We start from the raw sequence: 22,211 nt of genomic DNA on the forward strand, positions 1-22,211 counted from the left end.
GCTTTTTTTATGATTCGTGATTTTTAACTATAAATTGAAGAACATCTTCAAAATAGTCTTTTAAGTCCTTATAAGGCTGTTCACCTGGATACCAGTTTGCAAACTTCCAATAGTTCCATTCGGGACTATTTGATGTAGGAGGAATAAGTAAAAAATATTGTTCTTCTTCTCTACCTGCGATAAGTATTGCATTTTCTAATTCTGGTAAATGGGCATAAGCTTCAATTGCAAAAGGCTCAATGTTTTTTAAGTAATCAATATTTTCAATTGATTCAAAACTTGGCTCGATATCATTTGGCGCTGAAAAACCATTAGTTATTTTTATAAATTCGATGTAATCTTTTGGTAAGTTTAGGCCTAATTTGTTTTCAGTCTCACTTATTTGCTTTTCCGTGACAGGAATAGTTCCGAGCCAATTTGTTTCAATTTGTTCTGATGTGAAATTAAAATTCTCATATTTAATTGCTTTCTTAGAAATTGCAATAAGTAAGTTTTGCATGATTGTTTATATATAAAGTTCCCCGCGCATTGTAATAATTGAAGAACCTCCAACTAAAATATCATTTTCTCGACACATTACTTCAATCAAAGAAGGTTGGCTGAGTTTAACACCTTGCAGGATTTTATATTCTTTATTAAGTTTTGCCTGTTTTTTTTGAGTCAAAAAACCAATTAACGGACCAGCGGCTGTTCCCGTTGCAGGATCTTCATTTATTCCGATTATTGGATTAAAAAAACGGGTTTCAACTAAATGATCTTCACTTTGATTAATCGCAAAACAATAAAAACCTTCGGATTGATATTCTTTCGAAATTTCGATTAAAAGTTTATTGTCCGGAATACAGTCATTGAGCAATTGACTGTTTTTTATGGGAACCATTGTATGTGTAACTTCCGTTTGAACAACCGAAGGAACAAAATCATTACTATCTAAATCCTCAATTTTTAAACCAAGTGCAATTGCTATTTTATAAGTAGGTATTTCTTGTTTGATAATGGCCGGTTTTTGATGCATTCGTACAACCGGATATTGAGTAACGGGATCAAAACTCACCGTTAATGGAATTGGAGCATTTTTCATCATTACAAAACGATTGGTTTCGTCTTGTTCGTCAAATATTGGAAGTTTTTTTAGTAAAGCTCCACAAACTGCTCCAAGTAAATTGTGTCCGGCGCCGTCTATTTCAAAACCTATTGGCGTAAACGAACGAACATTTAGTGCTTTTTGTGCCGGAGAATAATAAACAAATGAAGTTTCAGAGTAACCAAACTCTTTTGCAATGTTTTGATAAACTTCTAATTCTAAATCACCATCTGTAAAAACAACCGATAACGGATTTCCTTTATAACTTTTATTAGAAAAAACATCTAAAACGTAGTATTGTAAAGTCGTTCTTTTTTCCATTGTTTATCTTTTTTAGAGTAGAAAGTGTTTTTGCAAATAAGTAGTATTGCTCCTAAATATTTTATAAAAGTACTACAAAGACAGAAAGAAAAAGTGTACTTTATTTACTTTTTTGTTTTATTTTTTTGTAAAAATAAGTGCCAAAGTATATTACCAAAAAGTAAAATTAAATAACTTGAATAGAATAGGTAAGAAGTTGTTCTTCTAAATTTTTTACAGCATTCGTTTTCCTTCGGCGCTAAATTTTATTGCTTTTTCTAATCTCGCAATTCTGGTTTTTTCTTGTTTGGCGCTCATAATTACGTGAATTATTACTTTTTTGTACGATGGTGCCTGATTATTGAAATACTCCCAAGCAGTTTCATTAGCTTTAAATTGCTTTTCGAGTTCGGGATCTAGAACATAGGCTTCATTTTCATGCGAGTAAATTTTAGATCTTTCATCAGATTTTAGTTCAAAAGCTTTTATTCCGGCTTCTTTCATCAGTCCGGCTTTTGTGAGTGCTTCGATTTTTTTAATATTTATGACACTCCAAATACTGGTTTTCCTTCTTGGTGTAAACCTGATGGAATAACTTTCTTCATCGATTGTTCTTCGAACACCATCAATCCAGCCAAAACACAATGCCTGATCTACAGATTCTGACCAAGACATAGTTGGTTTTTTGGTACTCACTTTATAAAAACCTACTAAAAGTTCGGTTTCTTTTTGGTGATGCTTTTCTAACCATTCTCTGAATTTTTCTTGGGTTGGGAAGAAGGTTGGGTTCATGTAGGATTATTTTAATTTGCTTGTAAAGAATTTTAAGGAAATAAATAACAGAACAAAACAGAAAGTAAATTTTAGATAAAGTTTTAAATCATAATCAGATATTCCTTTACTACCAGAATCTGTAAATCGTTGGATTAAAAAGAAAATTACAAGAACGGTCAAAAGTAACCAAATGAAGCTGATCAATTTTCGAGAAAAGTTTAGAAAAGTTTTCATTCGGGATTAAGTTTAAAATAATTTACAAATTAGCAATCGCTCTAATAATCCATAAAAGTGCAATAAATCCCAGAAAAGAGAATTGTACTTTATTGACTTTTTGATTGCCAAACTTGTGAACCAAAAAACGATCAATAAGTAGTATTGCAAAGACAGGAAGTATCCAAAACAAAATGTAAATTCCCATTAATCCATCTTCTGCCGAATTTCCGTTGAGTAGGATTATAGCATAAATAATTCCGAAGATGATGGATAAGATTCCGGAAACAAAGAATAATGTCCATTTTTTAGCAAGATTATTCATGTTTGTTCGAACTCTTCTTTCTGTTTGTGGTGACAATCAAAACGCCATTTTCGGCAAAATTTCCATAAATATTAATTCCTTTTTCCCTGTCAAGCGGAGTTATTTCCTGAATTTCATTTTTGTATAAAGGGAGTTTTTGTTTTTCGAGATTCTGAAAATGAAATGCAATTCCGTCAATTACAATTATAGGTTCACTTTTGATGATCTTTCTTTCAGACATCGTTGTGATATAATTCGAAAGATAAAGTTTGTCTTCTCCACGATCTTGCAATTCGTAGCGATTTTGCGATTGCATTGAAAATGATAAAAGTGAAATAATTGCAATTAAAACGGTTTTCATAGTTGTTGTCTTTAAACCGTAAAGTTATGTCATAATTGTTTTAGACGCAGATTAAAAAGCAAGACTTTTCGTGGTTTTATTTGAAAACTATCTTTTTATTAGTCTTCGGTATTTTAACAATATGGTACGGTTGCGTAATTACAGCGTTAATTCCTCCAGGTTTTAAGTATTCAACTTTAACGAAAATGCTACTATTGGTTTCTATAATTTTGGTTATATCTATAGAATATCCGCCATAATTATAGACATCATCAATAACTGCGATAACTTGATATTTGGTAAAATCGACAGTAAGATCAGGAGAAATTACATTTGCATTTGTAATGAGATTGATTTTTAAAAGTAGATTCTTCCATTCTGTCTGATCTTTTATAACCAGATTGGCTTTTGGATTATTAAAATCTCCGTTAAAGTTATCACCCTGAATAATTACAGAATATTTCACTTCTGATGAATGTGGGTCCTCATTACTGCTACAACCAGTTAACAAAATAAAGACACAAAAAATGGTAATAATCTGTTTCATGGTTTTGGATTTTGGTGATGAGAATTGCTTTTGAAATTTAGATTATTCTCCTTGTTAACAGATTGATTTTCTTATGAAAGGTTGCGTTGAAATGATATATTTTTTTAAATGAATCTCATTTTAATTGGTTGAAAATCTTACTGATGAGCTAATATTACAAGTTTATGCTTCGGGATTTTTCAAAATTCTTTTTATAATTAATGATGCTACTATTGAAACAATAAGGTTTAAAAATAGATAAAAACCAAAAATGGCTTCTGAACGAACTATTTCCAAAGAGGTTATTATTAAAAGTATTATTGAGAAAAATGAATTTAGCCATGCAATTAAAATAAGCATGAAGAGTTTCCTTTGAGTAGAAAACCATTTTTTTAGGAATGAAATTATTATAGAAAGAATTCCTAAAGCTGAAGTAAACCAACAACTATATACAAAAATCATGAGAGTTGTTAAACCCTGAAACCATCCCGGACTTTCAAAAAAATAGATAAAAAATATTATTACAGTCCAAATATTGGTAATCAAAAGAGAAAATAGTAAGCTCTTATAGACAGTTTCTTTCATGTTTTTTGGTTTTAGTAGTTTGGTTTATTGGTTGAAATTTTAAATAACGAAACAAAATCTTTGCCAATTATTATTTCTAATGAAACCGTGTGCGTTAGGGATAGCAGCGGATAGCCCAGAGCCTGACGAAGGAAGTGCGAGGACTTGCAGCAAATAGCCCGATCCGCCGCGGCGGAAAACGCCCAAAAAAGTATTACTATTTTGATTTTATTGCTTTGGACATAAATTGAAATCTAAGTATTCTTATCTGCAATAAAAGCAAACACCTTTGTCAAAGTTTTAAACTTTAACAAAGGTGTTTTTACGCAATATTTTGTCCTTTTTTATGAAGGAAAGATGTAAATATCTAATTAAAAAAAAATGATTTAAAGACAGTTATTTTTTAAAATGAAATATGTTATAACTTACACCAAACGATATAGTGCTGGCTTTGCCTTCAAGGGTTGGTCCGGTATAATTATTCGATTCGTCGTAACTATGTACCTGAACATCTTTTAATACATTAGCCATACTCAAACTATATCTTAGGTCAAATCTAAAATTATTGTATCCACCGGTTAAACCAAATCCAAAACCGTAATTATACTTCGCCGAATTTGTTAAATCAGATTCATTAAGCAAGTAAGGTAAGTATAGTTGGTCATTAACATCTGTACCTTTATAAGGTGCAAGAGGATCTACAACGGCTAGAAATGCACCAACTTGAGGTCCTAAAAAGAATTCGTCTTCTTCAGGTTTTAAAATATAGTAATTAAAGTAAAAGCCAAGATTAAGTTCAGAGTATTTGTACTTTGATTTTTTTACCTCTTCAAAAGTGTCTTCAACATATTTTACATCTAAAGTATTTTGTTTGTAGGCAAATTCTAATTGAAAATTGTAATTTTCATGATAGCCCATAAGACCATTTATTCCAACAAAAAATCCAGGTTTAGATTTCGTAAGTAAATCAGATGATTTTAAATTTGTTTGCGAAAAACCTGCTGAAGCATAAAAACCTCTTGGGGCCTGACTATATATAGATAAATTGAAAAGTAATGCGCTAATAAAAAGTAATGTTTGGTTTTTCATTATTAAGGGTGTTATTTGCAATTAATATATTCTGTGTCTGAAAAAAAGGATAAGATTGTTTCATTTCTTTCGTCAGCAATATCATATTTATCAAGTTTTGTTATTAAATCCGGGCAGTCAGAAAAATGTTTTCTAATCATTCCGGCGATCTGCCCGCGACGTTCTATTTTTTCTTCGGCTTTGCCAGATTTTGTTATAATTTGTTCTATAACAGTTTCATTGTTATCAATAACATATAATTCATAAAGTGTGCTGGAAGTCGACATAGTTCCTTGTGTTGTCGTTACAGTTATGGCCACACCAACAAGTCTTTTGTCTTGTTTTTCTCCAAAAACAAAATAAACTTCTGCTCTTTTCTGCTGGTTTAAATGAAATGATTTTAGCAAGCTTGGACCAATTACTGCATAATCAAGATCTTTGAATTTAATGTACTTTTCCCAGCTTTTGCCTACATTCACATAGGATATTCTTTTGTCGATTAGTATAACATCTGTTAGTTCTCCTCTAATAAAAGTTTTAATTCCTTTGTTGTCAACGATGTATGAGTTTTGTGCAAAAGAACTTGAGAAAGTGAAAAGTAGAATTATTAATATTTTTTTCATTTTTAATTTTCAGTTATTGTTGCCGATGAGTCTAATGTAAAGGGAGATTGCTCGAAAATTACATTACAAAAAGTAGCTGTTAATTTTCCATTTAATGAGGATATATAAACCAATCCACTATTGGCATGAGAAAAATTAACATAATTCAAGCTAAGACAAACTTCATCATTTTTCATGAAAGAAGTTGGACAAGTACTACATATACTATAAATTCCCGGTGTTGGAATTACAGTACTGGCAAACTCTATTTTTAGAGTAGCTTGTAATGAACCTGCTATAATATAAAAATCATCATTAACATGGGATGAATATACAGAGTTAAACTTGAGAGGGCCCAGAGATGAATTTGCGAAAACAATCGTGTTTTTATTAGGATTACATGGGATATTTGGCGCATTAATTTCAACATTGACAATATTTTCGGGACTTTCACAAATTCCTTTTTTTGTTTTTAGTTTATACTCTCCCGCCATAGAAGGTATGACATTACTAATGATTGGATTTTGTAAATTGGAATGAAAGTTATTAGGACCTGACCAATTATAGCTTACATCTGAAGAGTAAGCAGAAGTGGCATTCAATAATAATGTTCCTCCCGGGACTAACGGAGAATTACTGGTGGTTAAGTTTGCTGGAAGATAACATGTAACTGCTTCGTTTGTTGAGCAGCTAAATAGGGAAATACTGCAAACAATTGGCAATAGAAAAAGTAATGTTTTTTTCATAAAATAACATTTGATTTGGTTAAAAAAAATGCTAAAGTATAGTATATTATTAAGGTTTTTACTAATTTTTTTAAGTTAAATAAATGATTATTATATTGAATTAAAGCTAATTATCTCATACAGTTCTGTTTGACTAACCAAATGTTTTTTTGCTTTTTTATATTTGTAAATTAAAGAATAATCGATCATGGCAAAAGGACCTGAAAAAAACACCAAAAACAAAGCTTTGCATACTAAATTGCTCAATAAGAAAAAGGCTAAAATTCAAGCCGAAAAAAAAGAACATGCATTGCGATTGAAAGCTTTGGTTGCAAAAATGAATGAGCAAAAGAAGAATGACGCTTCTGATAATATTTAAATCAGATTGTGTTTTTTTTCTGTTTTAATTTAGCTGAAATTTGCAAAACAATCTCAAAACAAAAACAAGATGGAGGAATTTGGTAGAATAATAGTTTCTGAAACGGCAATGAATAGTGAAAACCTTCACGATGTGATTCATTCCAATATTTCGGTAATCAATTTAATGCGTGAAGAAGGTGTCGACGACGAATTTATTCACGAAGATGCTTTGATGAGTTACTATCTTGATTATTACTATTCGCAATATGCCGAAGGAAATTTTGCTCAGTTTGTCTATAAATCTGGTTGGAATAAAGAGTTGAACGAACTTATCGAAGAAGGTTTGGCATTGATTGGTGCCGAAAAACATTTGGAATTGTTTCAGCAACAAAGCAAAAAAGTCAAATTGATGAGCAGCGTAAAGCTGAATAAATTCGTAAGCGGAAAATTAGAAGGCGTAAACCCAACACGTGATTTATTGCAAAACGATACTTTTTTTGAACTTGAAGAAAATCTGGTTACACTAAATGCTAATTTCTTGAAAAATCACCCTGATTTCGAAGTGCTTTCTGTAGACGATATGTTTGCTACTTTGGAGGAATATGTGGGGCATGAGATAAAGAGAGGTTAGTTTTTTTAAAGGTTCAAAGGTTTAGAGGGACATAGGTTCAAAGGTTTTTTACCGCAAAGATTCGCTAAGATTTTAATCGCAATTTTATTTGACGCAAAGCTTTGCGAACTTTTTTTATTGTCTTTCAAAAAACTATAACAAAAAACTTTGCGCACTTTGCGGTAAAATGGCAAAGTATATTCAAGAGTCACATAGGTTCAAAGGTTTTTTTACCGCAAAGTCCGCAAAGGTTTTTCGCAAAGATTCGCAAAGGTTTTTTAGAAAGAAGCTTCGGCTCGATTTATATTGTAGGAATGGATTTTAATCCATTCTAAGGTTTTTGCAAAGATTTTGTTTCACGCAGATTTTGAAAAAAATTAAGCAGATTTAAAAAATCATTTTAATCATTATAATCTGTGGCTTTAAAATAAGCTTTGCGACTTCGTGTCTTTGCGAGACTTCGACTTCGCTCAGCCAGACAGTTTTGTTAAAACCTTAGCGAATCTTTGTGAAATCATCGTGTAGGTTTCTGAAATAACTTCATTAATTTAGCCTTTAATGATTTAGCGGTTTAAAAAATCAAAAATGAGATATAGATACTTCCCGATATTGTTTCTTCTTTTTCTTCAATTAGGATTTTCTCAAAATAAAATACATCTGTTTTCAGAAATCAATTATAATTCTATTCCTTCGGTATCATTAAGCGATTACAAATCAGTTCAGGAACGTGATAAAAGATTTCAGAATCCTAATATTGCTCTTGGAATTGGTATTTCGGGCGGAGGTTCGCGAGCGCAGTTTTTTAGTATGGGCGTTCTTTTAGGATTAGAAGAAATCAAGGAAAGTGACGGTCAGCGAAATTTTCTGAACGAGATCGACTATTATTCGGCGGTTTCAGGTGGATGTTTTTCGGCGGGATATTATTTGACTATTCTAAAAAATAAATTGTTTTATGACAATTGTACTTTCAATGAATTCTACTTTTCTAAAGCAGATGCGTATAAAGATTACGTAGATAAATCGGCTAATATTTTATCACTTCTAAACAATAGCCGAAACGAAAAAGGCGATAAAATATCGATGACGCAACGAATTGATTCAGATATTTTGCAATACGATGCGAGCGATCCAAATAATACCAACAAGTTTGGAACTCAAATGTTATTGTCGGATTTCTTTGTTTCAAAAGACAGCAAGCAAATTCCTTCTTTACCTATGTTTGTAGCAAATGGAACTGCTTTTAATAATGGCGAACGTATTCCGTTTATGCCACATATTATTCGAGGACTAAATCTGAATTCGTCTTTGGCGCCCAATAAGGCAGATATTGCATTAAATGAAAATAAGATAAATGACGGATATAATTTTCCGGTTACATATGCTATTACAGCAAGTTCCGCCTTTCCGGGAGTTCTTCCAAAAGTGAAATTCGGAGTAAAAAATAAAGACAAAATATTATGTATTGTCGATGGTGGAGCCTCAGACAATACGGGTTATAAAACCTTAGTCGAATTACTTCATAATGATACCAAAGTTGATGACAAGAATAAAAAAGCAGTTTTTATTGATTGTTTGGGACCAGGAAAAAAAGAACCTTATGTAAACGATGCCAAAATCAGGCTGATTTCGTTGTTTGAAACCGCATCTTTATATACGGTTCAAACGCGATATATGACTTTTGATAAAGATGTCGAAAATACTTTTGAGCGTTATAAAATACCTGTTACAAATTATCAAATTATTGGTTTTACTACGATTCGGGATCATTTATTAAAATTAGATAAAGATCAGTCTTATGAAGATTTAGTAATCGAACTAAAAAATACCAATGACGACTCGAGCAGTTGGTCAAAATTATATGCTAATTTCAAGCAAGAACTGCTGGGTAAATTTGGCGAAGACGCCTTTAAAAAAGATAAAGACGGCGAAGTAATCGTTGCCACATTAGATAAAGAAAAATTTAGTGAATTGTCACCAAGACAAATTTTACTTTTATATGAATATGCATCTCATGTCGAAACCAAATTAAGAATTACGCCCGAAGAAAGAGAAATGTTATTGCTTTCCGGACGTTTTGCAACATATTTAAAAACCGCAGAATTAAGAGAATTATTGGTTGAGCATAAATAAACCTTTGCTAAATGACTTTTTTGTGGAATATCTTTGTCTTCAACGGATTAAAATCCGTTGCTACAAAATGAATCGTCCCTCTGGAACTTTGTCAAAAAGAGCCGTTGGTTCGGTTTATATTTTAGGGATGGATTTTAATCTGTCCAACGTTATGTGAATTTCCATAAAGCTTTGTAGAATTTTTTGCGTATCTCTGTGTAATCTTCGCGCATCTTCATAGAATAATCTTCAAAATCGTTTTTCCTCATAAACTTTGGGTTATTCTTATGAAACATTTCCTTAAATTTGCTTCCTTTATATAAAAAATACAATAGTTATAAAAATCAAGCTATGTTACAAATCGCATTTATTAGAGAGAATCAGGAGAAAGTAATCAAGGCTTTAGCAAAACGAAATATCGATGCTAAAAGCGTTGTTGAAGAAGTGGTGCAACTAGACGAAAACCGTCGTGCAACTCAAGTTGAATTAGATAACACTTTAGCCGAATCTAATAAATTGTCCAAAGATATAGGCGAATTAATGAAAGCGGGTGAGAAATCTAAAGCCGCAATCTTAAAAGAAAAAACCGTTTCATTAAAAGAAAAAAGTAAAGAATTGGGCGAAAAAGCAGAAGCTTTGGCTGTCGAATTAACCAATAAATTATACACGTTACCAAATCTTCCGGCAGATATTGTTCCTGAAGGAAAAACTCCAGATGACAATTTGAATGTTTTCGAAGAAGGAGATATTCCGGTTTTGCATGCAGACGCACAGCCGCACTGGGAATTGGTAAAGAAATATGATATCATCGATTTTGAATTGGGTGTAAAAATTACAGGCGCAGGATTTCCGGTTTATAAAGGAAAAGGAGCTCGTTTGCAACGTGCCTTAATCAATTACTTTTTAGATAAAAATACTGCTGCAGGATATAATGAAGTACAGGTTCCGCATTTGGTAAACGAGGCTTCAGGATACGGAACAGGACAATTGCCGGACAAAGAAGGACAAATGTATCACTCAACAATTGATGATTTATATTTGATTCCAACGGCTGAAGTTCCTGTTACGAATTTATTCCGCGATGTTATTTTAAACGAAAGCGAATTGCCGGTTTTACATACCGCTTATACGCCATGTTTCCGTCGTGAAGCTGGTTCTTACGGAGCGCACGTTCGTGGATTAAACCGTTTGCACCAATTTGACAAAGTAGAAATCGTACGTGTTGAACATCCTGATAAGTCTTATGAAGCGCTTGACGGAATGGTAGAACATGTAAAAGATATTTTGAAAGAATTGAAATTGCCATACAGAGTTTTACGTTTATGTGGTGGCGATATGGGATTCACATCGGCTTTGACGTATGATTTTGAAGTGTTTTCTACAGCGCAGGATCGTTGGTTAGAGATTAGTTCAGTTTCTAACTTTGAAACTTTTCAGGCAAATCGCTTGAAATTGCGTTTCAAAGATAAAGACGGAAAAAACCAATTGGCACACACACTTAACGGAAGTTCATTGGCTTTGCCAAGAGTTTTGGCAGGAATATTAGAAAACTACCAAACTCCGGAGGGAATTGTAATTCCAGAAGTTTTACGCCCTTACTGTGGATTTGATATTATAAATTAGATTAACTTTTATAGTTCTTAGAATAACACCTAACAGGTTTTTAAAACCTGTTAGGTTTCTTAATTTTAACTAAGAACTTCACCAAAAAATAAGCAAGATGAACGGAATTTTAAACTGGAATGTAGATCCCGTTATTGTGATGATAACAGATAGTTTTCCTTTAAAATATTATGGAGCTCTTTTTGCTTGCGGGCTTTTACTCGGGTATTACATCGTAAGAAATATTTATAAAAAAGAAAATCTTTCGATAGACAATCTGGATAGTTTGCTCGTATATGTAATAGTTGGAACAATTTTAGGAGCACGATTAGGACATTGTTTTTTTTATGAACCGTCCTATTTTTTGCAACATCCAATAGAGATTCTTTTACCGATTCAGAAGATAGGCGGAGTTTATAAATTTGTTGGTTATCAAGGTTTAGCAAGTCACGGAGGATCAATTGGAGTTTTGATTGCGATGGTTTTATATTGTCGCAAATACAAAGTTAAGTTCTTATGGCTTTTAGATAAAATGGCTATTGGAGTTCCTGTTACAGGAGCTTTTATCAGATTTGGGAATTTTATGAATTCTGAAATCTACGGAAAACCAACTAACGGAAATTGGGGAGTTGTTTTCGAGAGAGACGACATGATTCCAAGGCATCCAACACAATTGTATGAAGCATTTGCTTATTTGTTGATTTTTGTGATTTTATATTGGATGTATAAATCGGATAAAATCAGAAAAACCGACGGAATAATTTTTGGATATTTCCTTACGTTATTGTTTTTAGCCAGATTTATAATTGAATATTTCAAAGAAAATCAAGAAGCTTGGGAAAACAGTATGCCAATTAATATGGGGCAATTATTAAGTATTCCATTTATTTTAATTGGTTTAGCTTTGATAGTTTGGAAATCGAAGAAGCAAGTTGTAATTTAGTTTACAGTGTGGGAAATAAGTTTACAGTCGCGGTTTTCACTTTACAGTTTGAATTGCGATAAAAACTGACTACTGAGACTGAAACTGAGACTGAATACTGAAAAAACTGAATTATGAAAAACATCTTTATCTATATCGTTCTGTTGTGGTCTACTTTTGCATTAGCACAAAATGAGCAATTGGCTCAATATTACTACGATAAAGGTGATTTTGAAAAAGCTAAAATCAGTTATGAAGAGCTTTTAAACAGCGCACCATCCAATACACAATATTTTTTAAGAACCGTAGATTGTTATCAGCAATTGCAACAATTTGATGTGGCTCAAAAAGCCATTCAGGAACGTTTTAACAGATACAAACAAGGTGTTTTTTTAGTAGAATTGGGATATAATTTCCAATTACAAAAAAACGACGCCAAAGCTAAAAATTACTACGAGCAGGCGATCGAAAAAATCAAAACCAGTCCGAATGATGTTTACGGAATCGGAAATTCTTTTGAGAAAAAAGTATTGCTTGAATATGCTTTAAAAGCGTATCAAACGGCAATGCAGGTTCAGCCGAGTTACAATTTTAATTTTCAAATAGGAATGCTTTATGGTCAGTTAGGAAAGACGGATCAAATGATCGAACTTTTGTTAACAGAATCCTTTAATAATCCTCAGAATGCTAATTTAATTCAGACGCAATTATCGCGTTTCATGAGTGGCGAAACAGATAACACCGCTTTTAAAGATGCAATGCGTAAAGCTTTAATCCTGAGAACTCAGAAAGATCAAGATGTTTTTTGGAATCACTATTTAAGTTGGTTCTATGTACAGCAAAAAGAATTCGGAAAAGCCTTTATTCAGGAAAAAGCGATTTACAAACGTGAACCGGAATCACTTTCGAGTATTGTAAATTTAAGTCAGTTTGCAATGAACGAAGATGATACGGATACGGCAGAAGAAATCCTGAATTTTATCCTTCAAAACACCAAAGATTTAGATTTGTTAGTGCAGACGAATTCGTATTTAATGCAGATTAAAATCGACAAAGCGCAGGAAAAAGACTATCCAATTATCAATGCTGAGTTACAACAATTGCTCACAACCTATGAAATAACTCCTTTTACCTTATCTTTGCAAATAATTCAGGCGCATTTTCTGGCTTTCAATCTCAAAAAGACGGAAGAAGGCAAGGCAATTATTAAAAAAGCGCTGGAATTAAATTTGAATGATTATCAGCAAGCAGATGCAAAGATGGAGTTGGCAGACATCTTGCTTTTGGAAGAAAAATACAATCAGGCGTTGATTTATTATTCTCAAATTCAGTTGGATTTAAAGAATGATGTAATGGCGCATGAAGCAAGTTTAAAAGCCGCAAAAACGAGTTATTATAAAGGCGATTTTGAGTGGGCTTTAAAACAATTTAAAGAGTTGAAAGCTGCAAACACGCAATTGATTGCCAATGATGCTCTTGAATATTTTTTATTGATTAATGATAATACCGTTGCAGATTCGACACAAACGGCTTTAAAGCAGTTTGCAAAAGGTGATTTTTTGATCTATCAGAATAAAAAACCGGAAGCAATTGCACAGTTTCAGAGTATTCTGAAAACTTATAAAGGTCAGGAAATCGAAGCCGTAACATTGTTGCGTTTGGGTAAAGTTTATGAAAGTCAGAAAGATTATAATTCGGCTTTAAGCCAATACCAACAGATTATTGATAATCATAGTGACGGAATTTATGTAGATGAAGCGTTGTTTTTTTCGGCAGAGATTTACAACGACGAATTACACGATATAGAAAAGGCAAAACCTTTGTATGAGAAGGTAATTTTTAACCATCAGGATAGTATTTACTTTGTTGATGCGAGAAAAAAATACCGACAATTGAGAGGCGATAAGAATTTATAAGTTGGTTTAATTGGTTATTCGCTTAACCGATTAACCGAGAAATGATTAAAGAAGAATTACCAATATGATGATTTGTTTTAGGAGTCAAAAAGAAAAAAACTTAGTCCCTAAGAACCTTAGAATCTCAGAACCTTTAAAAAAATGATTATTTACAACGTTACCACCAATATACACGAAAGCGTTCATGACCAATGGTTAAAATGGATGCAGGAAAAACACATACCGGAAATTCTGGCAACTCAAAAGTTTTCTTCGGCACGAATTGTAAAAGTTTTGGTGAATGAAGAAATGGGCGGAATTACGTATTCTGTTCAATATGTTACCGATAGCAAAGAAACTTTAGAGAAATATTATATCGAAGATGAACCGGAATTTCACAGAGAAGCTTTGGGATTATTTGCAGATAAAATGCTTTCTTTCAGAACGGAATTAGAAGTGATTTCGGAACATTAAGATTGCCCGCCGATTTTACGGATTAGACTGATTTACACAGATTTTAAAATTTGTGTTAATTTGCGTAATTCGTGGCAAAACAGAAAAATAAATAAAACTTTGCGACTTAGCGCCTTCGTGGCAAAAAGAGCTTAGTGCCTTTAAGGCAAACAATAAAGAAAATGGAAAAAGTAAAAGCCAAAAAACATTTAGGACAACACTTCCTGAAAGACGAAAGTATTGCAAAAGGAATTGCAGATACTTTAAGTTTAAAAGGATACGATGAGGTTTTAGAAATAGGACCGGGAATGGGTGTGTTGACTAAGTATTTGCTTGACAAACCAATTAATACACATGTGATCGAGATTGATGGAGAATCGGTGGTGTATTTGGGTGAAAATTATCCAAAATTAAAAGATAAAATTATCTCTCAGGATTTCCTGAAATATAATATAAACGAGGTTTACGAAAATAAACAATTCGCTATTATTGGGAATTTTCCCTATAACATTTCTACGCAAATCGTTTTTAGAACTTTAGAGTTTAAACATCAGATTCCGGAATTTTCGGGGATGTTTCAAAAAGAAGTTGCTGAAAGGATATGCGAGAAAAAAGGCTCAAAAGCGTACGGAATCTTATCTGTATTAGCACAGGCTTTCTATGATACTGAGTATTTGTTTACGGTAGATGAAAACGTTTTTATTCCTCCGCCCAAGGTCAAGTCGGGTGTGATGAAAATGACCCGAAAGGAAGATTATAGCCTTCCATGTGGGGAAAAGTTGTTTTTTACAGTAGTAAAAACGGCTTTTCAGCAAAGACGAAAAACATTACGTAACAGTTTGAAAACATTAAATTTATCAGATGAACTCCGATTAGACACTATCTTTGATAAACGTCCGGAGCAGTTAAGCGTCGACGAATTTATTGTTTTGACTCAAAAAATAGAAGCCGATGGAGTTTAAAATCAGCAAAGAGCTAATTAAACAAATAGCTCAACTCATTCAAGCTAAAAACAACAAAGAGCTCGAGATTTTATTAAATGACATGCATCACGCGGATTTCGCTGAAATCCTTGATGAAATTGACATTGATGAAGCAACTTATATATTCAAGGTTTTAAATAGCGAAAAAACGGCTGAAATCCTTCTGGAATTAGAAGACGATTTAAGAGAGCAAATCTTAAACCGACTTTCGCCTAAAGAAATCGCCGAAGAGCTTGATGAACTTGAAACCAATGATGCGGCGGATATTATTGGTGAACTTTCGAAAGATAGAAAAGCAGAAGTAATCTCCGAGCTTCAGGACGTAGAACACGCAAAAGGAATCGTTGATTTATTGCGTTACGACGAAGATACTGCGGGAGGTATCATGCACAAAGAGTTGGTGAAAGTCAACGAAAACTGGAACGTATTAACTTGCGTAAAGGAAATGCGCATTCAGGCAGAGAATGTTTCCAGAGTACATTCGATTTATGTTGTTGATGACGAAAACAGACTTAAAGGCAGATTGTCGCTTAAAGATTTATTGACAACTTCTACAAAAACGCAAATTTCAGATATTTATATTCGAAAGTTATATCATGTAAACGTTGAAACTCCGGATGTTGAGGTTGCTCGAATCATGGATAAATATGACCTGGAAGCAATTCCGGTTGTAGATGAATTGGGACGTTTAGTTGGTCGCATTACAATTGATGATATTATCGACGTCATCAAAGACGAAATTGAAAAAAGAGATACCGAAGATATTCAGAAATTCGGGGGATTGGAAGCTTTAGAATTACCATATGTTCAAACACGTTTGGGTGAAATGGTTAAGAAGAGAGCGACTTGGCTTGTTGTTTTATTTATTGGAGAAATGTTCACGGCTTCGGCAATGGGATTTTTTGAAGGTGAAATTGAGAAAGCTGTAGTTTTAGCATTATTTGTTCCGCTTATTATTTCGAGTGGAGGAAATTCCGGTTCTCAGGCAGCAACTTTGATCATTCGTGCAATGGCGTTGAAAGAGCTTACGCTAAAGGATTGGTGGTATGTAATGAAGAAAGAAATTGCATCAGGTTTTTTACTTGGAGCGATTTTGGGAATTGTTGGTTTCATCAGGATTATGGTTTGGCAACAAACAGGTCTTTACGAATATGGAGAACACTGGTTAGCGATAGGTTTTACGGTTTCGCTTTCGTTAGTCTTTATTGTTTTGTGGGGAACGCTTTCAGGATCAATGATACCTTTTTTACTGAAAAAACTTAAACTGGATCCCGCAACTTCATCGGCTCCATTTGTAGCTACTTTAGTTGATGTAACAGGATTGGTAATTTATTTTACGATCGCTTCTTTGTTATTAAAAGGGAAGTTGCTCTAAGAATATTATAGGTTCCTAAATTTTGTGCAAGGTTTGTTCATTACGGACGCAAATCTTAAATTGTCTATAAAGGAACGCGGATTAAACTGATTCGCTATCGCGAAAACGCGGATCAAAACGGATTTTTCATTTATTATTTTTAAAAATCCGTTTTCATCTGCGTTTTTACTTTTGTAAATCCCTATCATGTGCGTTTCTTTCGAAAAGACTTAGATGGAATAATGCTTTTGAAATAGCCGGAATGATTTCTGGCTTTTTAGATTTTTGCCACAAATTGATCCATTGCAGTGATTTAAAATCTGTAAAATCTGCGTAATTTACATGCCGAAAAATCTGCTATTAAACAACCAAAAATAAATCAAAAAACAACCAAGAATGAAAGTACACATAATTGGAGGAGGAAACTTGGGAGTTTCCATCGCCTTGGGAATTGCAAAGTTCTCAAAAAACAATCAGGTTACAGTTACAAGAAGAAACACGGGAAGTATTCAATATTTATCTGAATACGGAATCACGGTTTCATCAGACAATAAACATAATATTCAAGAAGCCGACGTAGTGATTTTAACTATAAAACCCTATCAGGTTGATACTGTTTTTGCTGAAATTTTACCGGTAATAAAAGGGAAAACTATCGCATCAGCAGTTAGTGGATTATCTCTTGATATGCTTCAGCAAAAAACAAATAATGAATATCCGGTAATTCGTATTATGCCAAATATTGCGGCACAATTTGGAGAATCGGCAACTTGTATTTCTTTCCCTGAAAAGGATAGAGAAAAAGCATTGCTAATCGTAGATTTATTTCAGGATTTAGGAACAGCTCCGGTTATTGATGAAAAATTAATGGATGCGGCAACCGTTCTTGGCGCTTGCGGAACAGCTTATGCTTTAAGATATATTCGTGCTTCAATGCAAGCCGGAATCGAAATAGGATTTGATTCGAATACAGCTTTGGCAATTGCGGCACAAACTGTGAAAGGAGCGGCAAAAATGTTATTAGAGGAGAAAGTACATCCGGAACAATTAATCGACCGTGTAACGACGCCTCAAGGCTGCACAATCGTTGGTTTGAATGAAATGGAACATAATGGTTTCAGTTCTTCTTTAATTAAAGGAATCAAAACTTCTTTGAAGCAGATTAAAGGGTAGGAAAATTTAAATATTTAAAATCCAAATTCCAATTTTTATGAATTGGAATTTGGATTTTAGTTTTTATAATAAATCGGTTTTTTTGTCATTTCGACGGAGGAGAAATCACATAAGAAACTCCGCTCCTATAAGTCGTCAATCTTTGTCGAATTACGAGTGTGATTTCTCCTTCGTCGAAATGACAAGATTGTGGATGATAATTGGAATTTTGTTTTTTTTTATGGAGTCTCATGAATCCGACAGGTTTTTAAAACCTGTTGGGTTTGTCGTTTTAAAGGGATTGCGAAACCTTTGTCAAAGTTTTAAACTTTGACAAAGGTGAATAGGCGTAAAGAATGTTGATTTTAATAAAAAGATATAGTGTATTGAACTCGTTAATTTCTGCAATATTCAATTAGATTGGCTACTTCTTCTTTGTTTAGAGCTTTTGAGAATGTCATTTTATGATAGTCAATTCCAAATTTTTCAATTTTTGTGCGGTCTATTTTATTCTTTTTATTGGTTAACCATTTTAGTATTACTAAGGAATCTGCGTTTTGAAGTGCAGGTCCCGTAGATCTGGCATGTTTTTTATGGCAAGCTGCGCAATTTGCATTAAAAATTTCTTTTCCCTTTGTTGCGTTTTCTGTATAATCGGGTGTTCCGCAAAAGTCAGGAACTGGCATTCTACAATCAAAAGCTGGCGGAACGTAAGTTTTTATTTGATAGAATATTACTCCAATTAGGAGAGTAATAAGTGTTATTGATAAAAGAAGAATTTGTTTGATTTTTTTCATTTAGTAACAACTAATATAAAAACTCTGATTAAATAGTGTTGGAGTTTGGGATTTAATAAAAAATAAAACTAAGCTGCTTTTTTCTTATTCAAAGTAAATTTCAAATAAACTAATCCAAAAATACCGGAAAGTATGGAGGCAATTAAAATGGCGATTTTAGAAAATACAATTGTTTCAGGATCTTTAAAAGCCAGAATCGTAATGAAGATGGACATTGTAAAACCGATTCCGCCCAACATTCCTGCGCCTAGAATATGCGCCCATTTTAGATTTTTTGGTAAAGAACATAATCCGGCACTTACTCCAATAGAAGAGAAAAGTAAAATCCCCAGAGGTTTTCCAACGACTAAACCTAAAATGATTCCAAATGTATTTGGGTGATTCAAGCCTTCGTGCCAATCAGATTCAATTGCAATGCATGTATTTGCAATGGCAAACAAGGGTAAAATTATAAAAGCAACAGGTTTGTGTAAAAAGTGCTGCAGTTTATAAGAAGAAGAATTTTCTCCGCCATCACCAAACGGAATTACAAAAGCTAAGATAACTCCGGTTATAGTTGCGTGAACTCCTGAATTTAGCATAAAATACCACATTACAACTCCTCCAATTAAGTAAGGGATCAGGTTTGTAACTTTCATTCGATTCAAAACAAACAAGAATGCCCAGATTCCTAAAGCGATAGCTAGATTTATAAAATAAATAGAAGTCGTATAGAAAACGGCAATTACAATAATAGCTCCTAAATCGTCAATAACCGCCAATGCAGTTAGAAAAACTTTTAGTGATGAAGGAACTTTTTTTCCTAAAAGCGATAAAATACCAATTGCAAACGCGATATCTGTTGCCATTGGAATTCCTGCTCCGTTTTGAGTTGCGGTTCCAAAATTTAAAGCCAGAAAAATGGAGGCAGGAACCAACATTCCACCAAGAGCGGCCATAATTGGCAAAGAAGCATTTTTGATATTAGACAATTCACCATGATAAATTTCCCGCTCTAATTCTAAACCAATTAGTAAAAAGAAAATAGCCATTAAACCATCATTAATCCAATGTGTGATGGAATGTCCGTTTATGTCTTTTTCCCAGAAAGCAATATATTCTGTCTGAAAAGACGAATTGGCAAGATAAAGTGATATAATAGTGACAAAGAGTAATAGTATTCCTCCTGATTTTTCATTTTCAAAAAAGGCTTTAAAAGTCTTGGTTAGTTTCATATTGAAGGAGTTCTAATGTTTTGTGAGGAAAGAAATTCGGCGAAAGCCTGTAATTCTTATATCTTCAAAGTTAAAAAAAAATCTGACCAATTAAAAATTATGATGTTTGAGGTTCTTAATTTATCATTAGCTTTCAAATAAAAAAACCGCCAATATTTAGCGGTTTTTGATGTTTTTAGAATGTTGCAGCTGCTTCTAAGATTAAATTTGTTACCTCTTTGGGATGTGATGCTAAAGAAGCGTGTCCTGCATCTAAGTGAATTGTTTTCTTAGGGTTTATTCTCTCTGCCATTTCTTTCTCTGTTTCGGGAGGAATCATATTATCAAAATTAGAGATTTGGTACCAGCTTGGTTTTGTTTTCCATGCAGGTTCGCCTGCCTGATCTCCAAAACATTGTCCGTGTATAGGTTTTTGTGCCAAAGATAAAATCAATGCCTGTTCTTTGTCTAAGTCCTGAGCAAATGCATCGTGAAATTCATCGTACTTAATCCATAAAAAACCTTTGGCGTCCGGATAAATGCTTGCTCCGCCAGATCCGGCTCTGCGTCCTAAAAGCGCTCCTAAACTATCACCGGCATCAGGAGCAAATGCGGCAATGTAAATTAAGCCTACAACTTTTTCATGATTTCCCGCTCCTGAAATTACCGCTCCTCCATAGGAATGTCCTACCAATAAAACTTTTCCTTCCTGAGCGTCAATTAAATCCTGAGTTTTGTTAATGTCATCTTGCAAAGAAGTTAAAGGATTTTGAACACTTCGTACTTTGTAGCCTTCTTTTACTAATCCCGGAATTACATGTTGCCAATGCGAACCATCACCCCAAGCACCGTGAACCAAAATAATGGTTAAATCTTTTGTTGCCATAATTACTATTGTTAGATTGATTAAAATATAATTGCTTAATTAAAATTCAATGTAGGATGAAACAAAAAGGGGCGTGTCGTTTTTTGAAGTAAAATTTTATCTATAAAAGTATGAAATTAAACAATTTGAAAATGTTAAGATTGAATGGATGTTTTTATTTAATTGGTTGAAAGTCAGTGATTAATGTTTTGTTTCGGAAATAAGAAAGAGATGATGTTTAGTTTTCTGAAGCGAGTTTAATTAAGTTTTGTCTGTCTTCAGAAATTAATCCTAAAAACAGTAAACTTAAAGAATGACTTAAATAGAGAATAAGCTGTATTTTTGTTTTAATAAAATTTAAAAGTAATGAGCATAAAAATTCTTCACATCGATAGCAATCACCCAATTTTATGGCAACAATTAGAAGATGCCGGTTTTGAGAATCACGCCGATTTTAAATCTTCAAAAGAAGAAGTTGAAGCTAAAATTCAGGATTATAATGGAATCGTAATCAGAAGCCGTTTTAAAATTGACAAAACGTTTCTGGATAAAGCTACCAATTTACAGTTTATTGCCAGAGTTGGTGCGGGTTTAGAAAGTATCGATTGTGATTATGCCGAAGCAAAAGGAATTCACTTAATCGCTGCTCCCGAAGGTAATCGCAACGCTGTTGCAGAACATTCGCTTGGCGTAATTTTATCACTTTTTAATAATTTGAATCAAGCCGACGCTGAAATTAAAGCCGGACATTGGAATCGTGAAAGCAATCGTGGTCATGAACTTGATGGAAAAACTGTTGGAATTATTGGTTACGGAAATATGGGAAAAGCGTTTGCTAAAAAACTTCGTGGTTTTGATGTAGAAGTTTTGTTTCAAGATATTTTAGAAAATATTGGAGATGAAAATGCCCGACAAGTTTCGTTGCAGGAATTACAGCAAAAAGCAGATGTTTTGAGTTTGCATCTTCCGTGGACTCCGCAAACGGATAAAATGGTCAATGCTGATTTTATAAACGCGTTTTCGAAGCCATTTTGGATTATAAATACTTCTCGCGGCAAAAATATCGTCACGGCAGATTTAGTTGAAGCCATGAAGTCTAAAAAGATTCTGGGTGCAGGTTTGGATGTTCTAGAGTATGAGAAATTATCTTTTGAAACATTATTTCAGGATAAAAATACTCCCGAAGCTTTTCAATATTTACTGGAAGCCAAAAATGCTTTATTAACGCCTCATATTGCCGGTTGGACTTTTGAGAGCCACGAGCGTTTGGCGCAGGTTATCGTAGATAAAATCAAAGCGGTTTACGGTAAATAAATATTTGATATTGATTTTTAATGTATTACTGTTTTTTTTTTCTTAAATCAATTATATTTTTAATAACAGGTTTTTTCTGTAAAAGTAACGTTCATAATTAGT

The 22,211-nt window shown here is 33.3% G+C and carries 24 protein-coding genes; 11 read left to right on the forward strand and 13 right to left on the reverse strand.

Annotated features, from left to right (window positions below):
• Nucleotides 1-7: 7 nt before the first annotated feature.
• The 10 genes from C8C83_RS09875 to C8C83_RS09920 all read right to left on the reverse strand — a co-directional run bounded on the left by C8C83_RS09875 (nucleotide 8) and on the right by C8C83_RS09920 (nucleotide 6,521).
• Nucleotides 8-499, reverse strand: a complete 492-nt coding sequence (locus C8C83_RS09875; RefSeq protein ID WP_121328262.1) for an SMI1/KNR4 family protein — start codon at nucleotides 497-499, stop codon at nucleotides 8-10.
• A gap of 6 nt (nucleotides 500-505) precedes the next feature.
• Entirely contained in the window at nucleotides 506-1,405 is a 900-nt protein-coding gene (locus C8C83_RS09880) for a PhzF family phenazine biosynthesis protein (protein ID WP_121328264.1), read from the reverse strand.
• 213 nt (nucleotides 1,406-1,618) lie between these two features.
• A complete protein-coding gene (locus tag C8C83_RS09885; protein ID WP_121328266.1) occupies nucleotides 1,619-2,176 on the reverse strand; it encodes a YdeI/OmpD-associated family protein in 558 nt (185 codons plus the stop codon).
• A gap of 238 nt (nucleotides 2,177-2,414) precedes the next feature.
• Nucleotides 2,415-2,696 carry a hypothetical protein gene (locus C8C83_RS09890; protein ID WP_121328270.1) on the reverse strand — a complete coding sequence of 94 codons (282 nt, stop codon included), beginning with the start codon at nucleotides 2,694-2,696 and terminating at the stop codon, nucleotides 2,415-2,417.
• Nucleotides 2,689-3,036, reverse strand: a complete 348-nt coding sequence (locus C8C83_RS09895; protein WP_121328272.1) for a hypothetical protein — start codon at nucleotides 3,034-3,036, stop codon at nucleotides 2,689-2,691. The genes C8C83_RS09890 and C8C83_RS09895 overlap by 8 nt, the downstream gene beginning before the upstream one ends.
• A 76-nt stretch (nucleotides 3,037-3,112) precedes the next feature.
• On the reverse strand, nucleotides 3,113-3,562 hold the full coding sequence (locus C8C83_RS09900) for a protease complex subunit PrcB family protein (protein ID WP_121328274.1): 450 nt from the start codon (nucleotides 3,560-3,562) through the stop codon (nucleotides 3,113-3,115).
• A gap of 162 nt (nucleotides 3,563-3,724) precedes the next feature.
• Nucleotides 3,725-4,126, reverse strand: a complete 402-nt coding sequence (locus C8C83_RS09905) for a hypothetical protein (RefSeq protein WP_121328276.1) — start codon at nucleotides 4,124-4,126, stop codon at nucleotides 3,725-3,727.
• Between the two features lie 375 nt (nucleotides 4,127-4,501).
• On the reverse strand, nucleotides 4,502-5,194 hold the full coding sequence (locus tag C8C83_RS09910; protein WP_121328278.1) for an outer membrane beta-barrel protein: 693 nt from the start codon (nucleotides 5,192-5,194) through the stop codon (nucleotides 4,502-4,504).
• A gap of 11 nt (nucleotides 5,195-5,205) precedes the next feature.
• Entirely contained in the window at nucleotides 5,206-5,796 is a 591-nt protein-coding gene (locus C8C83_RS09915) for a hypothetical protein (protein WP_121328280.1), read from the reverse strand.
• 2 nt (nucleotides 5,797-5,798) lie between these two features.
• Entirely contained in the window at nucleotides 5,799-6,521 is a 723-nt protein-coding gene (locus C8C83_RS09920; protein ID WP_121328282.1) for a hypothetical protein, read from the reverse strand.
• 187 nt (nucleotides 6,522-6,708) lie between these two features.
• Between C8C83_RS09920 and C8C83_RS27210 the strand changes: the two genes are divergently transcribed.
• From C8C83_RS27210 to proC, 10 genes are all read left to right on the forward strand, one after another.
• Nucleotides 6,709-6,879: a hypothetical protein gene (locus C8C83_RS27210; protein WP_165877231.1), complete on the forward strand. Its 171-nt coding sequence runs from the start codon at nucleotides 6,709-6,711 to the stop codon at nucleotides 6,877-6,879.
• Between the two features lie 69 nt (nucleotides 6,880-6,948).
• Entirely contained in the window at nucleotides 6,949-7,491 is a 543-nt protein-coding gene (locus tag C8C83_RS09925) for a DUF4375 domain-containing protein (protein WP_121328284.1), read from the forward strand.
• Nucleotides 7,492-8,055: 564 nt separating this feature from the next.
• A complete protein-coding gene (locus C8C83_RS09930) occupies nucleotides 8,056-9,600 on the forward strand; it encodes a patatin-like phospholipase family protein (protein ID WP_121328286.1) in 1,545 nt (514 codons plus the stop codon).
• A 330-nt stretch (nucleotides 9,601-9,930) separates the two neighbouring features.
• Entirely contained in the window at nucleotides 9,931-11,202 is a 1,272-nt protein-coding gene (serS, locus tag C8C83_RS09935) for a serine--tRNA ligase (protein ID WP_121330009.1), read from the forward strand.
• Nucleotides 11,203-11,299: 97 nt separating this feature from the next.
• Nucleotides 11,300-12,124 carry a prolipoprotein diacylglyceryl transferase gene (lgt, locus tag C8C83_RS09940; protein WP_121328288.1) on the forward strand — a complete coding sequence of 275 codons (825 nt, stop codon included), beginning with the start codon at nucleotides 11,300-11,302 and terminating at the stop codon, nucleotides 12,122-12,124.
• A 113-nt stretch (nucleotides 12,125-12,237) separates the two neighbouring features.
• Entirely contained in the window at nucleotides 12,238-14,019 is a 1,782-nt protein-coding gene (locus tag C8C83_RS09945; protein ID WP_121328290.1) for a tetratricopeptide repeat protein, read from the forward strand.
• Between the two features lie 141 nt (nucleotides 14,020-14,160).
• Nucleotides 14,161-14,472, forward strand: coding sequence for a DUF4286 family protein (locus C8C83_RS09950; RefSeq protein WP_099709963.1), 312 nt, complete (start codon nucleotides 14,161-14,163; stop codon nucleotides 14,470-14,472).
• A gap of 161 nt (nucleotides 14,473-14,633) precedes the next feature.
• Nucleotides 14,634-15,413 (forward strand): 16S rRNA (adenine(1518)-N(6)/adenine(1519)-N(6))-dimethyltransferase RsmA, encoded by a 780-nt coding sequence (rsmA, locus tag C8C83_RS09955; RefSeq protein ID WP_121328292.1) that lies wholly within the window; start codon nucleotides 14,634-14,636, stop codon nucleotides 15,411-15,413.
• On the forward strand, nucleotides 15,403-16,809 hold the full coding sequence (gene mgtE / locus C8C83_RS09960; RefSeq protein WP_121328294.1) for a magnesium transporter: 1,407 nt from the start codon (nucleotides 15,403-15,405) through the stop codon (nucleotides 16,807-16,809). The genes rsmA and mgtE overlap by 11 nt, the downstream gene beginning before the upstream one ends.
• A gap of 375 nt (nucleotides 16,810-17,184) precedes the next feature.
• On the forward strand, nucleotides 17,185-17,961 hold the full coding sequence (gene proC, locus C8C83_RS09965; RefSeq protein ID WP_121328296.1) for a pyrroline-5-carboxylate reductase: 777 nt from the start codon (nucleotides 17,185-17,187) through the stop codon (nucleotides 17,959-17,961).
• A 374-nt stretch (nucleotides 17,962-18,335) separates the two neighbouring features.
• Here the strand turns inward: proC and C8C83_RS09970 are convergent, their stop codons facing one another.
• The 3 genes from C8C83_RS09970 to C8C83_RS09980 form a co-directional block, all read right to left on the reverse strand.
• Nucleotides 18,336-18,737 (reverse strand): cytochrome c, encoded by a 402-nt coding sequence (locus tag C8C83_RS09970; RefSeq protein WP_121328298.1) that lies wholly within the window; start codon nucleotides 18,735-18,737, stop codon nucleotides 18,336-18,338.
• A 68-nt stretch (nucleotides 18,738-18,805) separates the two neighbouring features.
• Nucleotides 18,806-19,951, reverse strand: coding sequence for a Na+/H+ antiporter NhaA (nhaA, locus tag C8C83_RS09975; RefSeq protein ID WP_121328300.1), 1,146 nt, complete (start codon nucleotides 19,949-19,951; stop codon nucleotides 18,806-18,808).
• A 175-nt stretch (nucleotides 19,952-20,126) separates the two neighbouring features.
• Nucleotides 20,127-20,816, reverse strand: a complete 690-nt coding sequence (locus C8C83_RS09980; RefSeq protein ID WP_121328302.1) for an alpha/beta hydrolase — start codon at nucleotides 20,814-20,816, stop codon at nucleotides 20,127-20,129.
• Between the two features lie 345 nt (nucleotides 20,817-21,161).
• On the opposite strand from C8C83_RS09980, the gene C8C83_RS09985 reads away from it, so the two are divergent.
• Nucleotides 21,162-22,109, forward strand: coding sequence for a 2-hydroxyacid dehydrogenase (locus C8C83_RS09985; RefSeq protein ID WP_121328304.1), 948 nt, complete (start codon nucleotides 21,162-21,164; stop codon nucleotides 22,107-22,109).
• Nucleotides 22,110-22,211: the final 102 nt, after the last annotated feature.

This window comes from Flavobacterium sp. 90 (genome assembly GCF_004339525.1).
In the GTDB taxonomy this organism is placed as follows: Bacteria; Bacteroidota; Bacteroidia; order Flavobacteriales; family Flavobacteriaceae; genus Flavobacterium.

Bases quoted from the DNA above. Each gene is read 5' to 3' on its own strand.
- C8C83_RS09950 (WP_099709963.1), top strand. From the start codon at position 14,161: ATGATTATTTACAACGTTACCACCAATATACACGAAAGCGTTCATGAC.
- proC (WP_121328296.1), top strand. From the start codon at position 17,185: ATGAAAGTACACATAATTGGAGGAGGAAACTTGGGAGTTTCCATCGCC.
- C8C83_RS09880 (WP_121328264.1), bottom strand. From the start codon at position 1,405: ATGGAAAAAAGAACGACTTTACAATACTACGTTTTAGATGTTTTTTCT.
- C8C83_RS09945 (WP_121328290.1), top strand. From the start codon at position 12,238: ATGAAAAACATCTTTATCTATATCGTTCTGTTGTGGTCTACTTTTGCA.
- nhaA (WP_121328300.1), bottom strand. From the start codon at position 19,951: ATGAAACTAACCAAGACTTTTAAAGCCTTTTTTGAAAATGAAAAATCA.
- C8C83_RS09980 (WP_121328302.1), bottom strand. From the start codon at position 20,816: ATGGCAACAAAAGATTTAACCATTATTTTGGTTCACGGTGCTTGGGGT.
- C8C83_RS09885 (WP_121328266.1), bottom strand. From the start codon at position 2,176: ATGAACCCAACCTTCTTCCCAACCCAAGAAAAATTCAGAGAATGGTTA.
- C8C83_RS09895 (WP_121328272.1), bottom strand. From the start codon at position 3,036: ATGAAAACCGTTTTAATTGCAATTATTTCACTTTTATCATTTTCAATG.
- C8C83_RS09875 (WP_121328262.1), bottom strand. From the start codon at position 499: ATGCAAAACTTACTTATTGCAATTTCTAAGAAAGCAATTAAATATGAG.
- C8C83_RS09910 (WP_121328278.1), bottom strand. From the start codon at position 5,194: ATGAAAAACCAAACATTACTTTTTATTAGCGCATTACTTTTCAATTTA.
- C8C83_RS09970 (WP_121328298.1), bottom strand. From the start codon at position 18,737: ATGAAAAAAATCAAACAAATTCTTCTTTTATCAATAACACTTATTACT.
- C8C83_RS27210 (WP_165877231.1), top strand. From the start codon at position 6,709: ATGGCAAAAGGACCTGAAAAAAACACCAAAAACAAAGCTTTGCATACT.
- C8C83_RS09925 (WP_121328284.1), top strand. From the start codon at position 6,949: ATGGAGGAATTTGGTAGAATAATAGTTTCTGAAACGGCAATGAATAGT.
- C8C83_RS09900 (WP_121328274.1), bottom strand. From the start codon at position 3,562: ATGAAACAGATTATTACCATTTTTTGTGTCTTTATTTTGTTAACTGGT.
- C8C83_RS09905 (WP_121328276.1), bottom strand. From the start codon at position 4,126: ATGAAAGAAACTGTCTATAAGAGCTTACTATTTTCTCTTTTGATTACC.
- C8C83_RS09915 (WP_121328280.1), bottom strand. From the start codon at position 5,796: ATGAAAAAAATATTAATAATTCTACTTTTCACTTTCTCAAGTTCTTTT.
- C8C83_RS09920 (WP_121328282.1), bottom strand. From the start codon at position 6,521: ATGAAAAAAACATTACTTTTTCTATTGCCAATTGTTTGCAGTATTTCC.
- lgt (WP_121328288.1), top strand. From the start codon at position 11,300: ATGAACGGAATTTTAAACTGGAATGTAGATCCCGTTATTGTGATGATA.
- mgtE (WP_121328294.1), top strand. From the start codon at position 15,403: ATGGAGTTTAAAATCAGCAAAGAGCTAATTAAACAAATAGCTCAACTC.
- C8C83_RS09890 (WP_121328270.1), bottom strand. From the start codon at position 2,696: ATGAATAATCTTGCTAAAAAATGGACATTATTCTTTGTTTCCGGAATC.
- serS (WP_121330009.1), top strand. From the start codon at position 9,931: ATGTTACAAATCGCATTTATTAGAGAGAATCAGGAGAAAGTAATCAAG.
- rsmA (WP_121328292.1), top strand. From the start codon at position 14,634: ATGGAAAAAGTAAAAGCCAAAAAACATTTAGGACAACACTTCCTGAAA.
- C8C83_RS09930 (WP_121328286.1), top strand. From the start codon at position 8,056: ATGAGATATAGATACTTCCCGATATTGTTTCTTCTTTTTCTTCAATTA.
- C8C83_RS09985 (WP_121328304.1), top strand. From the start codon at position 21,162: ATGAGCATAAAAATTCTTCACATCGATAGCAATCACCCAATTTTATGG.